This is a genomic window from Thalassotalea ganghwensis (genome assembly GCF_053485795.1).
Genome location: NZ_JBQRUM010000021.1, coordinates 1 through 15,724 on the forward strand (window position 1 = coordinate 1; position 15,724 = coordinate 15,724).

At 39.8% G+C, this 15,724-nt stretch carries 17 protein-coding genes and 1 riboswitch; of the genes, 6 read left to right on the plus strand and 11 right to left on the minus strand.

Annotated features, from left to right (window positions below):
• Positions 1-148: 148 nt before the first annotated feature.
• The 8 genes from ACSLUH_RS17120 to ACSLUH_RS17155 form a co-directional block, all read right to left on the minus strand.
• Positions 149-616 (minus strand): ion channel, encoded by a 468-nt coding sequence (locus tag ACSLUH_RS17120; protein WP_448569252.1) that lies wholly within the window; start codon positions 614-616, stop codon positions 149-151.
• Positions 617-625: 9 nt separating this feature from the next.
• Positions 626-952: a hypothetical protein gene (locus ACSLUH_RS17125; protein ID WP_448569254.1), complete on the minus strand. Its 327-nt coding sequence runs from the start codon at positions 950-952 to the stop codon at positions 626-628.
• 2 nt (positions 953-954) lie between these two features.
• Positions 955-1,593 carry a hypothetical protein gene (locus ACSLUH_RS17130; protein ID WP_448569256.1) on the minus strand — a complete coding sequence of 213 codons (639 nt, stop codon included), beginning with the start codon at positions 1,591-1,593 and terminating at the stop codon, positions 955-957.
• A 91-nt stretch (positions 1,594-1,684) separates the two neighbouring features.
• Entirely contained in the window at positions 1,685-2,374 is a 690-nt protein-coding gene (locus ACSLUH_RS17135; RefSeq protein WP_448569258.1) for a PspA/IM30 family protein, read from the minus strand.
• Positions 2,375-2,395: 21 nt separating this feature from the next.
• Positions 2,396-2,809 carry a YjfI family protein gene (locus ACSLUH_RS17140; protein ID WP_448569260.1) on the minus strand — a complete coding sequence of 138 codons (414 nt, stop codon included), beginning with the start codon at positions 2,807-2,809 and terminating at the stop codon, positions 2,396-2,398.
• A gap of 134 nt (positions 2,810-2,943) precedes the next feature.
• Complete coding sequence (locus tag ACSLUH_RS17145) at positions 2,944-4,668, minus strand: polyamine aminopropyltransferase (RefSeq protein ID WP_448569262.1); 1,725 nt, start codon at positions 4,666-4,668, stop codon at positions 2,944-2,946.
• 12 nt (positions 4,669-4,680) lie between these two features.
• Positions 4,681-5,583 (minus strand): DUF350 domain-containing protein, encoded by a 903-nt coding sequence (locus ACSLUH_RS17150; RefSeq protein ID WP_448569264.1) that lies wholly within the window; start codon positions 5,581-5,583, stop codon positions 4,681-4,683.
• A 23-nt stretch (positions 5,584-5,606) separates the two neighbouring features.
• Positions 5,607-6,596 (minus strand): hypothetical protein, encoded by a 990-nt coding sequence (locus tag ACSLUH_RS17155; protein ID WP_448569266.1) that lies wholly within the window; start codon positions 6,594-6,596, stop codon positions 5,607-5,609.
• Positions 6,597-6,723: 127 nt separating this feature from the next.
• On the opposite strand from ACSLUH_RS17155, the gene glnE reads away from it, so the two are divergent.
• Genes glnE through bluB form a run of 5 tightly spaced genes read left to right on the plus strand, consistent with a single transcriptional unit; the run spans position 6,724 to position 11,836 of the window.
• Positions 6,724-9,588, plus strand: coding sequence for a bifunctional [glutamate--ammonia ligase]-adenylyl-L-tyrosine phosphorylase/[glutamate--ammonia-ligase] adenylyltransferase (glnE, locus tag ACSLUH_RS17160; RefSeq protein ID WP_448569268.1), 2,865 nt, complete (start codon positions 6,724-6,726; stop codon positions 9,586-9,588).
• Between the two features lie 60 nt (positions 9,589-9,648).
• Complete coding sequence (locus tag ACSLUH_RS17165) at positions 9,649-10,077, plus strand: hypothetical protein (RefSeq protein WP_448569270.1); 429 nt, start codon at positions 9,649-9,651, stop codon at positions 10,075-10,077.
• 60 nt (positions 10,078-10,137) lie between these two features.
• Positions 10,138-10,548 (plus strand): GNAT family N-acetyltransferase, encoded by a 411-nt coding sequence (locus tag ACSLUH_RS17170; protein ID WP_448569272.1) that lies wholly within the window; start codon positions 10,138-10,140, stop codon positions 10,546-10,548.
• A gap of 34 nt (positions 10,549-10,582) precedes the next feature.
• Positions 10,583-11,149 (plus strand): GNAT family N-acetyltransferase, encoded by a 567-nt coding sequence (locus ACSLUH_RS17175; RefSeq protein WP_448569274.1) that lies wholly within the window; start codon positions 10,583-10,585, stop codon positions 11,147-11,149.
• 39 nt (positions 11,150-11,188) lie between these two features.
• Entirely contained in the window at positions 11,189-11,836 is a 648-nt protein-coding gene (gene bluB / locus ACSLUH_RS17180) for a 5,6-dimethylbenzimidazole synthase (RefSeq protein WP_448569276.1), read from the plus strand.
• A 91-nt stretch (positions 11,837-11,927) separates the two neighbouring features.
• Here the strand turns inward: bluB and cobD are convergent, their stop codons facing one another.
• From cobD to ACSLUH_RS17195, 3 genes are read right to left on the minus strand one after another with little or no spacing between them, the layout of a single operon-like run.
• Positions 11,928-12,971: a threonine-phosphate decarboxylase CobD gene (gene cobD / locus ACSLUH_RS17185; RefSeq protein ID WP_448569278.1), complete on the minus strand. Its 1,044-nt coding sequence runs from the start codon at positions 12,969-12,971 to the stop codon at positions 11,928-11,930.
• Positions 12,972-12,989: 18 nt separating this feature from the next.
• Positions 12,990-13,979, minus strand: a complete 990-nt coding sequence (gene cbiB / locus ACSLUH_RS17190; RefSeq protein WP_448569280.1) for an adenosylcobinamide-phosphate synthase CbiB — start codon at positions 13,977-13,979, stop codon at positions 12,990-12,992.
• Between the two features lie 32 nt (positions 13,980-14,011).
• On the minus strand, positions 14,012-14,602 hold the full coding sequence (locus tag ACSLUH_RS17195; RefSeq protein WP_448569282.1) for a histidine phosphatase family protein: 591 nt from the start codon (positions 14,600-14,602) through the stop codon (positions 14,012-14,014).
• A gap of 119 nt (positions 14,603-14,721) precedes the next feature.
• A riboswitch (cobalamin riboswitch) is annotated at positions 14,722-14,913 on the plus strand.
• A gap of 160 nt (positions 14,914-15,073) precedes the next feature.
• On the opposite strand from ACSLUH_RS17195, the gene ACSLUH_RS17200 reads away from it, so the two are divergent.
• Positions 15,074-15,694: a hypothetical protein gene (locus ACSLUH_RS17200; RefSeq protein ID WP_448569284.1), complete on the plus strand. Its 621-nt coding sequence runs from the start codon at positions 15,074-15,076 to the stop codon at positions 15,692-15,694.
• Positions 15,695-15,724: the final 30 nt, after the last annotated feature.

Here is a 15,724-nt window from a genome sequence, read left to right on the forward strand (position 1 = left end):
CAAGAGAAAGTGCTGTTGTTAATTGCAAAAGAAAAGGCTCCTGAATAAATTCAGAAGCCTTTATAAACTAACCAGTTGATCGGTCAATGGATCATTAAATATTTCTTAACTGATCGGCATTAAGCGATAGTGCTCGCTTTTTTATAGATCACTGTTGTTTGTCGATTAAGTTTTCGACTTTGGCGACGAGCATATCAATTTTTTGCTCTAATTGTTTATTGTGGGCAAGCAAGTCGCTATTTTGCTTTCTCAATTCACGGTTCTTGACATTAGTATCTGAAAAACCAACGAATTTATTCACAAATTGTGCGCCAATGAAGCCTACTAAACCCACCCCAATATAGAACATTGCTGCGACGATTAATCTTCCCTCATAGGTCACTGGAAAGTGGTCACCAAAGCCAATGGTACTGGCACTCATCTGCAGTGTCCAAAAAGCATCGCGATAAGTTAAGATATTGGCATTTTCTGCTTGTAGCTCAAAATGAACTAAAGGATACGAAAGTAGGGCGATGATACCGTATAAGACAAAAACGGTAATAATAAATAAATAAAAAGAATTGTAGTTTTTAACACCAAACTCATCGATAGAGTAGGTTTTAAGTTTTTCATTCATAACAGGTCTTTAATTTTTTTTATCTGAAACATGATGAATTAAATCATCCATAAGTTTTCGCTTAATTTCTAGTTGCTGATCGGCACTAAGTTGATATTTCTCGGCCAGCGTTTGATAATCTTCTACTGATAAACTAACCGTTAACCTTGGTCTTTTTGGACGTTTGTTTGTTGGTAGCCCTAATATTTGACGAATTTTGTCCGAAGGGCTTAAGCCGTCTTCTAGCGCTTCCCTTCGAATTTCCATTTGCACTTTTTCATCCATATCAAAGGCAATTTGCGTTGCCTTTGCCGCTTTGACAGATGACTGCCATTTATCTGGAACTTTTCTGCTCATCACTAACTTCCTGGAAACATATCAACAATATCGGTAGTTGGTCGATAAATGGTTAAGAATACATCGGTGTCACCATCTTGCCAAACTTCTAGTTCAACGCCATGACTTTCATCCATATTGAGTAATTGATATAACTCAAATTGTTCACCAGCGTCTTTACCATCGTAAGGAGATAAGTTTTCACAGCGATGGTCTTTACGATGAAAGTACCCTACTTGGCAGAACTTGGTTTGGCGGTAATGTTCGTCAGACCAACCTGTGGTTAGGTCACTATCATTTTGTCTTGTTAATTCAGCTTGGCCAGGCTGTTCAAAAATGGTGGAAAACTCATCAAGATCAAACAGTGTTTCAACATCAGCATGAGCAAGCTTGAGGGAAAATTTTAAATAGACTTCGTCATCGATATCTAAGCCCAGATATATTTCAGCGTTATTATTTCCTTTCAATACCCATTCGATTTCGTTTGCGTGTTCAAATTCATAACTATTAACCGCTGTAATTTGAAATTGTTGACCGCGTAGCATTTCTGGTAAAGCGAAACTGTCGGTTAGCACGATGATGTCATCTTTTTTTAGTTGATTAACGTCGGTGATTTGGCGTTGTTGAACTTCTTTTTTAAAGATATTTTTTAGAAAACTCATAACATACCCCATGTAGCAAAAAATCGCTTACTTCGACAGAGAAGTAAGCGACAAAAGTAGGATGTGGTTGGGAGACACCCTGATACAGCAACTATTTTTGTTTGGCTTTCAAACGCTCTAATACCGAAGAAGCGTTATTATCGGCGCCACCAATTCCTGCTTCTTTCAGTTTTGCAGCTAGTGACGCGTCTGAGTTTTCAGATTCAAGTAACTCTGCCGCCTTCATTTGGTCATCAAATTTTTGTTGTTTTGCTTTAATACGCTCAAGTGAGTCTTTCGCACTTAACAACTTAGAATTACTCGATGAGAAGTTATCAGTAATTGCTGATGTCGCTTTTTGTACACTTTCAGTAGTCTTAACCATTGATAGTTGGCGTTTATACTCTTGTACTTGACGTTCGCTTTTCTTAACAAGTTCTTTTAATCTATTCGCATTACTTTCAAAGCTATCAAGCGCTTGTTGTTGAGTGGTCAATTCAATTTCAAGTGAAGATATTTTTTCAGCTACTTGCATTGCTAATGACTCATCACCTTTTTCTAATGCTTGCACGGCGTAACCTTCATGCTCAGTAATTTCACGCTTTAAACGATCTACTTCGCGGCTAGCTGCCATTTGCTGCGCCATCACACCGGTTAAATCACGCTTGGCTTTAGTTAAATGGTTCTCTGCATCGCGAATTTCCTGTTCAAAAATTCGGGTTGAGTTTGCATCAACTATCGCCTCGCCTACCTCCGAAGCGCCACCTCGGATTGCGGTCATAATTTTTTTAAAAATGCTCATAATATTCTCCTAAGGTGTTTACTAAATTAAGTATTCGCTCATGTCATCGATGATTTCGATGGCATTGTTATTCAGTACAGCTAGCTCATGTTCGATATCGTCAAATGATGAGTTAATTGAAAGCGCGCCAAATATTACATATTTATCACCAATTTTTGAAAACGATGATAATGGCATAGGAATATTCATTTCCAACATACTCTCATGCAGTTCATTAAGACTCTCTGGCTTAACTTCGTCTTTACCCCACAGGTAAGTAATACAAAGAATTTGGTCATCAGTGACCGAAACAAAAATAGGTAATTCTTCTCGACCAATCACTGATATCTGTAACACATCGACTTCACCAGAGATGGGTTGGCAATCAAATACCATGCCTGTTTCAGAATTATCAGCTAGGGCATTTAAGTGATTTGCTATTTTGTGAATGTTCATACTCGTCCTCTTAGTACATTTGACAAAAGTAAACTTGCTGTTGAGTTCATCTTTTGTATTCGACATAATATGTCGATAGGGTTAATTTAGCATCAAGACATAATATGTCAAGATAAAAGTTTGCTTTTTTTTCGTTATTGTAAATGAGCTTCATTTATTCCTTGTTGATCTCGCCATGCCGATTGGTGTAATTGGTAAATGGCGTGACTTCCTAAATAGTTTATTGGTACTTGATCTCGATTTTTATAAAAGTCTGCTGAAAATTCAAATGCCCCATAGAGCATAGGTAACGTTAACCAAGGCTGTTTAATTTTAAAGGCTTCCAGAGATTTTAGTCGCTCCAAGGGACTTTTTCCGACTTTACTGGCAATTGTCCATCCCCATTCACCAAAGCTTGGAACGTTGTCATGATATTGTTCTACTGCTGGAAAACCAGCGGCAGACAGTGTTTTTCCAATTGAAATGAAGGCGTCTTTGGCGTGATAAGGACTTGTTGATTGAATAGTGATAATACCGTCTCCAGCTAGCAATTGTTTCAAGCGTGCATAAAAATTAACGGAATATAACTTATTAAGATCGGGATGGCTCGGATCCGGTAAGTCGACAATAATAGCGTCATAATTTTTATTCTCGCCAATTAAATCATCAATAGCGATAAAGGCATCTTGAGTCATTACCGTGACGCGTTTGTCGTTAAAACTTTCATGATTAAGCTGTGTTATTTGATGAGCAAGCCTTTCAGGTACTTTACCAAAAGGTGATTTAAATAATTCGACTAATTCAGCATCAAGGTCGATTAGCGTGACAGAATTTGGCGACCATGCCAGTACGTCGCGCAATGCTAATCCATCACCCCCACCAACAATGAGAATGTTTTCCTGTCTGGCAGAAGCGGCAAGTGCTGGAGTGACCAAATAGCTATGATAAATATGCTCATCTGCAGAAGAAAATTGTAAACGACCATTAATATAAAAATTAATGATGGTATCTTTTTCGCTGCCAATATTTCGTTCGGTAAAAGTAAGCTGTTGATAGCGGGTTTTATCGGTATAGACGACTTTATCGAGGTAGAGCAAATTACTCATTTGGTTCAACCATTGATTGCCGTGTTGATAAACAAATACGATCAACAGCAATAAAACACCATGTAAGGTAACTAAAGTTAATCGCCAGTTGAGTTTTTGCCAATAAAAGCTGATAAATACCATTCCAGCGATCAAGTTTAATGTTGCAGTTAATGCTGACGCTTTACTGATATCAATAGAAAGTAGAAAGGTTACCCAGATAGCGGCGCCAACCCCAGCGCCGATATAATCAGCTCCGTAAATCGTACCTAAGTTATTTTGCAGATGTTTTTGGTGGATCTCTTCACGAATTTTTGCAATCAGAGGGATCTCCATACCAATGAAAAAACCCAGCATTAAGCCAAAAAAATAGGGACTGTTAAAGGCGAGAAAGCTGACTTGCTTTAAGTATCCACCACGCGGAATCGCATCCGGTGGTAATGCGAAAGTATCAGCCAATATTTGTGGGAAGGTCTGACTAACGGCAATCAATGCACCAATAATTAATATCGCACTGGTACCTAGAAAGGCGATAATAAGCTCTAGCCATACAAAACCGTTAAATGCACATTTAATTTTTCTGGCGGCGAAAGCGCCCAAACCCATGGCAACAATCATCAAGCCAATCATCGAATAGATTGCACTTTCCATGATCCCCAATACGCGACCTGCGTAATGAGATAATAGATATTCGTATATCAAACCACAGCCAGCAAGAATGGCCATGGTTAGAATTAGTAAGATATCGTGCTTGAGTGTTCGTTTTGGACTTATTTCATCCACAGTGGTTTGCACTGCAGTACTCCACTATGCCATTAACCCGGTTAATATCAATGCAATAGAAATACTGACTGCCATTTCAACACTCGCAACACCAATATTACTTTGATGATCAACTTCTTCTACTAAGTTAATACCCCATAAAATTAACTTTTTAGCGATTGTGGTTAAGAGGGATACCAACACGGTCATTACGATACTAAAACCAAACCAGGCTAAAATATTTGTCCATAATGTTTCTGGGCTATAAGTAAAGAAGTAGCTAGCGGCTGTCACTGCGAGTGCGGTACTGATCACTTGCCCAGAATAACGAATTGCTAATGCTAACTGCCCATTTTCTAGCGCTTCTTGCAGGCTATCATTTTGATTATTTTTGGCATACTGCGCTTCTTTCATTCGCGTTACCAATACCAGCATTAACTGGGAGACTAAAAAGCCACTGATGATCGCGATAAAGGTATTGATATCAATACCGTGAACCCATAACAACACCGCCTTGATAATAATTGCTGTGGCAATGGTACTTGCTGCATCAACAAGGCCAATGGCAACGTTTTTTGCTTTGATTTGAGCGACTTTATCAAGTTTATTTAATGCGACACGGTCATGTATCACTCGACCGATTTTAATTAGGATTAAACCTAAAAGTCCGTAGGAAAGCATGCCTACAGCTTCCATCAAGTAACTCTCAGCATTCTCACCAGTTATTGCACCTGTTAGTACGATACCTAATGCGGCAACACTACCTGCAACACTAATACCAAAAGCAAAGTTGTCTTCTTTAGCAAGTTCATCTTTAGAGTTTACTTTGGCAGTGACCCCAGAAATAACGCGCATTGTGCCAAGTAAGACAATAGCAATGGCAACATCAATGGCAAGGTAGATAAGTAAGTCTTGATTTAATCCGGTAATTTCAAACAATGTGTTCATAATGATTCCTTGACATCCTCTCGTTATTTGCCACGTCTAAAGCTACGAGAAGTGGTACTTTTACTATTTCTAAAGCTACTATTTTGAGCGTACGATGATTTTTTACTGCTGCCGCTTTTGGCGTAGCGACTGGTCGAGTTTGTCGATGAGCTAAAGCGTTTTGCACTCGTTTGCGCTTGTTTGCTTTGTCCTGACAAGCTTGATGACCCTGTGCGATTTTTGCTGTAAGCACTGTTAAATTTTTGACCTTTACTCTCAAATGTCTTACGAGTTCTATTTTCAATTTGCGTTTGTTTGCGCAACTGGCTTGGTGAGCTATAACGAGTCCGACCATAATCATGGTAGTAACTGTAATTTCGATATCGGCCCCACTGATTGTAATAAACACGGCGTCTGGAATCGAATAAGTTATCCATCAGCGCGTACATGCCGTACCATTCCCAAAATGAAAGACCATCACTGCCGGTTTGCCAGCTTCCGTAGGCAGGGTTGCCAATGAGTTGCTGACCAACACCAAAATCTTGAGCATTATTTGCCGCCAAGCTTTTTGATTTTGACAATGAATTGACTCTAGGTAGCGTGCCATCTGACATATCAGCGAGCACATTTAGCGGGTCGCTGAGAGCATCTGAATAAAGCACTGGATCTGCAGCTTGATAGATATTTAATATTTCATCGAAGCGGGCATTATTATCTACAAATAGTTCAGGGTTGTTTTTAACGGTATTAAGCCGATTGACAATAGACTGGTAAATCGGACTTTGATCCGTTGCTTCTTTTCTAAACTCGTTAACTAATTGTGCTAGCTCAGGCTTAATCTCAATAATTTTATCTGCGTATTGTTTAATGAGATTGGCGTTTCTAATCTGTCCGGAATTAATCGCCTCAGCAAGCTGCTTCACTCTTTGTTCGGTGACCGGCAATTGTTTTTCAATTTGTTCGACCACAGGATCGGAACAAGCTGAAAGAACGAACAGCAAGAAGCTGAAAAAGGTAATTTTTACATATTGCATTTGTGCCTTCGTTCCCTAAAAATGCTATGGTGAATGCTAATAAATAACATTGAAGACATAATATGTCCAATGCTTTAACAAATAATTTACCTACTTTAGCGTAATAATCGCTTATGTCGAGAGTTAAATGAATCTAACCGGCTTGAAACCACTTTCTCCAACGTTAAAACAGCAAAAAGCATACTATCAACTAAAATTTTGCGAGCAATACCCAGAGTATTCTTGTTATTTGCCTCAAGAAAAAATGGAGCGCATGTTTCACATGTTTGCCTTGAGTGACTTTGTTTATGAAAGTGCAATAAAAGCGCCCAAGATAGTATTAAAGGTGTTTGACGCTGATAACATGGGTCAGCCACTAAATTACTTGGAACTGCTCGAAACCCAGGTCAAGACGTGTGAAGATGAAACACAATTGCATCAGGTGCTTAGGCAGTTTAGAACCGAGCAAATGGTACGTATTGCTGCCGCTGATTTTTTAGATGACCACCCATTAATAAGCTCTCTGGAAAGGCTCTCAGATCTTGCGGATGCGTTAATCATTGCCGCACTAAATTGGTTAACGACATATTGTCATCAAAAGTGGGGAGTACCGAAAAACAAACACGGCGACACCCTGCCTTTGCTTGTTTATGGAATGGGTAAGTTGGGGGGAAAGGAGTTAAATTTTTCCTCAGACATTGATTTGATCTTTGCTTATCCTGAAACAGGGACAACGGTAGGAGCAAGGCGCGAGCTAGATAATCAGCAGTTCTTTATTCGTTTAGGACAAAAGTTGATCACCGCTTTGCATCAACAAACGGCTGACGGTTTTGTTTATCGGGTTGATATGCGCCTTAGGCCTTTTGGTGATAGCGGTCCTCTGGTGCTTACCTTTAGCGCTATGGAAGATTACTATCAAGAGCAAGGGCGAGATTGGGAGCGTTACGCCATGCTTAAAGCAAGATTGATAGGGGAAGGTAAGTATCATCAACAGTTATCGAGTATGCTCAGGCCGTTTGTTTACCGACGCTATATTGACTTTAGTGTAATTGATAGTTTAAGACGCATGAAAGCGATGATTGCGCAGGAAGTTCGGCGCAAGCAGTTGAGTGATAACATTAAGTTAGGCGCAGGAGGGATACGCGAAATTGAATTTATCGTCCAAGTATTTCAATTAATACGTGGCGGGCGAATAAAAGCGTTTCAACAACGAAATTTACTAACGGTGTTACCCTTACTAGTCGAACATGGAGAAATATCATCAGAAAGTGAAATCGTCCTTAAAAAGGCATATCAATTTTTGAGGCGTGTAGAAAATATTATTCAAGCGATTGGCGATAAGCAAACGCAAACCTTGCCAAACGATGAACTCAACCAAGAACGAATATTATCCGTGCTTGAACATTATGGTTTTGATGATTGGCCGATGTTCAGAGCGTATCTGCAAGAGCTCATGACGGGGGTTCATCAAGAGTTTATTAATCTCATTGGTGAAGAACCTAATCATCAGCAAACGCTTGACCAGCATTGGGCGACACTTTGGGATAGTCTTTGGGAAGATCAAGAGAGTGTTGATTGGATTGCGCAAGCAAGTGAACACTGGGATAGTGAAAAAGTATGGCAGCAGCTAAAAACGTTTCGACAAGATTGCCAGCGCCGCAGTATCGGGAATCGAGGACGCAAGATACTTGAACGTTTGATACCCTTATTGATGTCCTATTTGGTTCACTTAAAAGCGGGCGAGCTCGCTCTTGAACGGATCTTACTCATTGTTGGCAAAGTTGCAACGCGAACCGCTTACTTGGAGTTACTTTATGAAAACGATGGCGCGTTAAAGCATTTGGTTAAATTGTGTCAAATCAGTCAATGGATTGCAGAGCATATTGCTAAGTATCCAATCTTACTTGATGAACTGATTGACCCGACGTTATTAAATAAGCCTCCTGCACTGAGCAGTTACGCTGAAGTGCTAAGGGAAAGCTTACTACGCATACCTGAAGATGATCTTGAAGCTCAAATGGAGCACTTGCGTCAGTTTAAACAAGCGCAAACATTAAGAATCGCAGTCGCTGATATTGTTAATGTACTTTCTGTTAAAAATGTTAGTGAACACTTGACGGCATTAGCGCAAGCTATTGTTAATGAAGTGGTGTATTTAGCGTGGCAGCAAGTGACCGATAAATATGGCATTCCATCGTCAATTGAAGGACAAGATAATAAAGGCTTTGCTGTTATCGGGTACGGTAAAATGGGAGGGATAGAATTAGGCTATGGTTCTGACCTTGATCTTGTTTTTATTCATAACTGTGACTTTAACGATATGACCACAGGTGAAAAGCAAGTGAGGGCAGGTCAATTTTATGCCAAGCTTGCCCAACGGATCATGCATTTTTTTAATACTCGCACTAACAGCGGCATTTTATACGATTTAGACATGCGCTTGCGGCCATCCGGAAATTCTGGCGTTTTAGTGGTGAACATTGAAACGTTTAGAGCATACCAATTAGATGAAGCTTGGACATGGGAGCATCAAGCATTAGTTAGGGCTAGAGCCATTTTTGGCCAACAAACAATTGTTGAACAATTTGAGCGAATTCGCGCAGAAGTTTTAGCACTGCCAAGAGACAATGCCGAACTTAAAAAAGCAGTAGATGAAATGCGAAATAAAATGCGTCAGCATTTGGATAAATCAACGGATCAAGAAAGCGATGTCAAACAAGGTAGTGGTGGTCTTGTTGATATTGAATTTATTGCTCAGTATTTGGTGTTAGCAAACGCTAACTTACATCCTAGCGAACATATCCCCTCAGATAATGTTCATTTGTTTAAATTACTTAAGCAGTGGCAAGTCATAACGACAGAAGATTGTCAGACATTAATTGATTGCTATTGCCAGCTTCGAGATTACGGACACCATAACGTGCTTGCCGAGCGGTCAAATATGATGGAAAAGCTCGCTTTTGAAAAGTCATATAACAATGTCGCTGAGCTTTATCAGCATTATTTAAAGTAGGTGGATGTTATTAGAGTTTTAGCTTGATGAATTTTAGCCATAGGATAGGTAGTTAATATCATGAATCGAAATATTTTTTTGTTGAGCGGCGCTTTAGCAACGATGCTAGCAGCATTTGCTCATCTAGGTTGTATCGTATTTGGAGCACAATGGTATCGCACACTGGGGGCTGGAGAGCAACTCGCTTTGCTTGCAGAGCAAGGGCACTGGTATCCAACAGCTATAACTCTTGTTATAAGCATTATTCTTATTGTGTGGTCATTGGTTGCGCTTTCTGCTGCGGGTGTGATAATTCGATTGCCCTTATTACGAACCGCTCTTTGCCTAATTATGACTATTTTTCTACTCAGGGGCAGTTTGTTTTTCCTATTGATGCCTTTGTTTCCGGAAAACAGTATGACCTTTTGGCTGATAAGTTCGGCAATCTGTTTAATGATTGGGATGTTATATGGCATTGGTACCAAGCAAGTTTGGTCACAACTGAAGTGATTTTATTGAGTCGTTTATACCAATAAAATTAATTATAGACAGGGGATTAATCTCAATAGTATGAAAGTTATCGATAGTTTTAACCATCAACATATAGAGCAATTACATCAACTTTATCAACAAGTATGGTGGGCAAATGAAAGAACATTAGCAGAGACAAAAGCGGGGGTTGAAGGCTCTCAACTATGTATCGGCATTGTCGATGAAAACCATCAATTAGTGGCTTTTACTCGAGTGCTAACCGACTTTATTTATAAAGCGATTTTATTTGATGTTATTGTTTGCTCAAAACATCGCGGTGCTGGTTTAGGTAAAAACCTAATGGATGCGATACAAGTGCATCCGAGACTTAGCCAAGTGAAACATATCGAGCTTTATTGCCTGCCTGAGGTGGAGAACTTTTATAAAAACTATGGTTTTTCCAGTGAAGTGGGTGGGGTTAATTTAATGCGCAAAAACAACGTGCTTTAGAGATTTAATTAATTACTTTAGGGATAGAAGAGCTTTGCAATTTCCTCAATTAGAGACGTCAAGATTACAATTGACGCAATTAACTCGCGGCGACGCTGCTGATGTATTGACATTATTTAGTCAATCTTCCGTTGTCAAATACTATGATTTGGAACAGTTTACCGATGAAGCTCAGGCTAAGCAGTTGATCGCATTTTTTAGCAAGCGTTATAGCGAAGGGGTAGGTATTCGCTGGGGCATAAAGCTAAAGGAGACAAATACCTTGATTGGCACTTGTGGATATAACTCATGGAGTGCAGCCATGAGAAATGCGGTTATTGGTTATGACTTGCACCCGAATTTTTGGGGGAAAGGGATAATGACAGAAGCCTTACAAGCTATTATCAAAGTGGGATTTAATGGTGATTTACCTTGTGGAAAGCTTCATCGTATACAAGCGGATACCGTACCTGGAAATATTGCTTCTGAGGCTGTGTTAACAAAGCTAGGTTTTCGTGAAGAAGGTATAAGAAGACAAGCAGGTTTTTGGAAAAATGCGTATCACGATCTCAAATGTTTTGCGTTGCTAGCATCGCAGTTACCGGCAACTTCTTTAAAATAAAAACTATCATCAATTTGTTAACATATTATCTGGCGACTTATGAACATTACAGAACAAGAAAAAGCGGCACTATATAAGGTGATCTATTCTCGGCGCGATGTCAGAAAAAATTTCATCGATAAACCGATTCCTGACGCTATTATTAAACGAATTTTAAATGCAGGTCATCATGCGCCAAGCGTTGGTTTTATGCAGCCTTGGGATTTTATCCTAGTGCAAGACGCTGAAACGAAGCAAACGATCAAGCAAGGCTATGAAATTGCTAGAGAAGAATCTAGCAAACAGTTTAGCGATGACAAGCAAGAAACCTATAAAAGTTTTAAGTTAGAGGGGATTCTTGAAGCGCCGTTAGGTATTTGTGTTACCTGCGATCGTTCTCGAAATGGCCCTGTAGTCATTGGTAAAACCATTAAACCTGAAATGGATTTATACAGCACGGTTTGCGCTATTCAAAACATGTGGTTAGCGGCTAGGGCTGAAAACATTGGTTTAGGCTGGGTGAGTATAATTCACGATAGTACGCTTAGAGAGGCATTAAAAATCCCTTCTAATATCGATATTATTGCCTACTTATGTCTAGGATATGTATCAGAATTTTATGATAAACCCGAACTGGAAGCATTAGGTTGGTTACCTAGACAAGATATTGAAGAGCTGATCCACGTTGAGCGATGGCAAGACAAGTAAATTAACGCCCTAGTGTTGTCTAGTACAACAATAAATCTGTAAAAACGCCACTTATAAAATTGCCGTTTACTATTTGAGCACTTAACCGTTGTTAGTCACTTAACCCCAATTGTTTCACTGCATTATGTAGCGCTATGTCTAATCGCTGTAATTGGTGCTCCATCGGGAGCCCAAACCTTAGTGCGTCCTGTTCGTCACATAATCGGCAGTATATACCTTGTAAGCACAATAAGTGGTGAAGTTTTGTCGCGATAACTCCTTGATGAAATTGAATGGATTGAAACAATGAGGTGCCTCCAATGGATTTGATACACGATGAAGGTAAAGCTTTAGCTAATGTCGTAAGTAGCATCTTTTTCAATAGGGCTAACCTTCTGCGTTGGCTCTGGTGCCAGTTAACATCGGTTAGAGCTTTAGCAGCTATCGCTTGCGCAGGGCCATTTACTTGCCATGGCGATTGTCTTGATAAAAAGCGTTCACACCACTGTTGAGAGGCAATGAGAAAGCCAATACGGATCCCTGCTAAACCGAAGAATTTGCCAAAAGATCGAAGAATGAGGGTGTTTTGGAACAGCGGTTTTGAACATAAGGATTGCGATGTATCGAAGGTGTCAATAAAAGCCTCATCTACTACTAATAAACCGTTTAATTGCGCCAGCTTTTGTTGATATTGAGAAAGCTCATCGGGTGTAAAAAACTCTCCTGTTGGATTGTTGGGATTTATGACGACTAATACACTTGATGGTGTTAACGTATCAAGCGATGGTAATCCTCTTTGATAGTATTTCAATTGAAAGCCAGCTTGCTGCCACGCATAGGCATGCTCTTTATAGCCTCTTTCTGGTAAGTGAACAATAACGTCTTGCTTGCTTGGCGGTTGGTATAGATAAGGTAAACGAGCGATAACTTCTTGGCTGCCACTGGTCATGACCAGTGGTTTGTAACCGTAATAGTTACGAGCACTTTCTAGTGTCGACGGGTTTATTTGAGGAAGTTTTTGCCAAACAGATATATCAAGTTGTGGTATTGGATAGCTAATTGGCGCAATTCCAGTTGACAAATCAAGCCAATCAGATTCATCAATTTGGTACTTGTTGATTAATGGATTTAGTTCTCCTCCATGAGGTAATGTCATTTTTAGAGCCCTTCGATATTAGTGAATTAAGTTCAACATGAGTTCAATGATAAAAGTTGAAGACACTGCATACAAACAAGCCTTTCTAACAACGGTGAGACTTCTGGGAATATCTTCTATGGATAGCGCTTTATCGGTACCCAAGGAAACACTTTGGTAATGATTGTTTTCGTAAGTGGCATCACCACCGAGTTTACGATCTAAAACGGTTGCACCACTGGCCATGACCCAGCCGCCATTATAACTTTTGTAATGGCTTCCTTGGTGATATGCATTGGCGAACGCCCGAATACATTGACCTTGCAACGCATATAAAGCGGTACAATATTTAGCAGAAATAAACCCCAGTAAATCGTCCAATTTAGCAGGAAAAAAACCAAAATTAAGGTAGCGTTTGTTTTTGTAACCCCACATTGCGTCTAACGTATTGGCGAAACGATGCAATATTACTAATGGCGCTCCACCAACAAGATAGTACAGCAGCGAGGCAATCACTCCGTCATGGCCATTTTCTAATACAGATTCCACTGTGGCTCTGGTGACTTCATCAGTGTCAAGCTGTTGAGTATCTCGGCTAACAATATAGCCAGTAAATGTACGCGCTAGGTTGATATTACCCGTTTTAAGAGGGTGGTAAATCTGCAAGGCATGTTGATGTAAACTGGTGAGTGATATTGCCAAATAAACGATAATTATGTCGAAAAAAAGCTGTAGCAAGCTCGGTAGTTCAAAAACAACTAGAGCGTAAAACAATGGTAAGGGTAAAGTTAATATCATCCAAGCTATTAATCCCTTTAGTTTCGCTACGCTAGCAGAGGCCATTGTTGTCGAACTTTTATTAAGGTTGTTTAAGTGGCGTTCTAGTAATTTGGCAAGCCAGCCAAACCCTACTAGATAGTGGTAGCGCTTAGCTTCCCCTAGCCACTTGTCCAACAATAAGGCAACTGTTAAAACAAAGGAAAGTTTAAAAGCGATTAATGTTGCTGTTAACGTTGTGATGATATCCATATCGCCAATATCCTAAAGTTGAAAATAAGGCGCTAACAAGGCGCTGTAGAGAATTCGAAATGACTATTCATATGATGATAATTGAGCCCTATAAAGGTACCATTTTTAAAAAGGCTATAGGCACTTTTATCAAAATGGCGTCCAAGTCCTGCCAGTAGACAGCGAAAAGATTCCCCATGACCAATAATAAGCAACGCTTGATGCGGATGAGTTAGAGCAATACTTTTTAATGCTGTTAAAAGTCGCTCGGCACAGCCGATAGCGCTCTCTCCATCTGGTATTCGTTGTTGAGAAAAGCGACAAAAAATATCAAAAAACTGTTCATTTTTTTCAAGCTCGCTCTTAAACCTTCCTTGCCATACGCCTAAATGTCGCTCATTAAGTTCACTATTATGCTCAATAGGTACGTTGAGAACTTTTTGACATAGTTTGGCGGTTTCACGAGCACGTCCAAGTCCAGACGAAATGATTTTATTGATACTTTTTGTGCTGATTAGATCAGCTAGCGCTAATGCTTGTGATTTTCCTGCTACGGTTAACGGGCTATCAAGTTGACCTTGAAAGCGCTGCGTCTTATTCCAAAAAGTTTCTCCATGACGTGCCAAGTAAAAGTGCGTTTTCATCGTGTTTTGAACAAGCCATGAGTTAAGCTAAGTGTTGAACGCGGCAGGATATCGAAAAGCTTACGATTGGGCAATAGTAACTGAACAAAGACTACTTGAACTTATCCAAAAGTTAACATATTATCATCGGCAATTCTGGTGTCTGTCCTTGTGTTTAATGAGGAAGATGAAACGAGAAACTGGTGAAAAGCCAGTACTGCCCCCGCAACGGTAACTGCGAGCAGCAACAAAGCCACTGTATTTCGATATGGGAAGGCGTTGCATTTGCGATGAACAGGAGTCCGGAGACCGGCCAGAGTTAAGTTTTTATAAACTCTAATCGACAACTGCGGTGGGCGGTAAATCGAAGTCTATTTAGTGATTTTGTTTGGAAAATAGTACTACGGTAATTTGAGCTGTAGTCTGTTGCAACTGATCTTTTTTACTTTGATTTCCACAGCCGTTGAATGTTTACCAAACAACGGATATGTTATGAAATCAAAAACTTCAAAATCACACCACTATCATTACTTCTTGACTATTGGCTTTATGCTAACCCTACTTATGGTGGTGACAAGAGGTAATCACATTGCTTCTTTTTCTGCCTTACCAAGTGCCTCAACCGCGATATTTTTTATTGCTGGTTTTTACTTACGCAGTATAAAAGCGTTTTGGTTTTTTTATTTGCTAACCGTCATTATAGATTTGAGCACATCCTATTACCGAGGGCAATTCGGAGACTGTATTACAAGCTCTTATCCGATGTTAGTATTAAGTTATGGCATTATTTTTTCGGGTGGAGCGTGGCTTAGCCGAGCAAGATTTAGCCAACCTAAACACTCTCAAGACTGGTTTAATCGCTTAATAGTAATGTGCCTTGTTTTTATCGTGGTATATAGCTTGGCTTTCTTTATATCAAATGGCAGCTACTACGTTTTTTCGGGGAATTTCTTTCCTTTATCCCTAACTGAGTACTTAACTCGGGTAGAGAAATATTACCTTGGTTATCTGACGACTCCAATTGCTTATCTTGGCAGCGCGTGTGCAATGCACTTGAGTTTTCACTATCTAACTCGTTTGTTGACAAGCGAGCAGGCAGAAGCGACTCATTAGCTTTAACTTCATTTAGGTTAGTTTCATTCG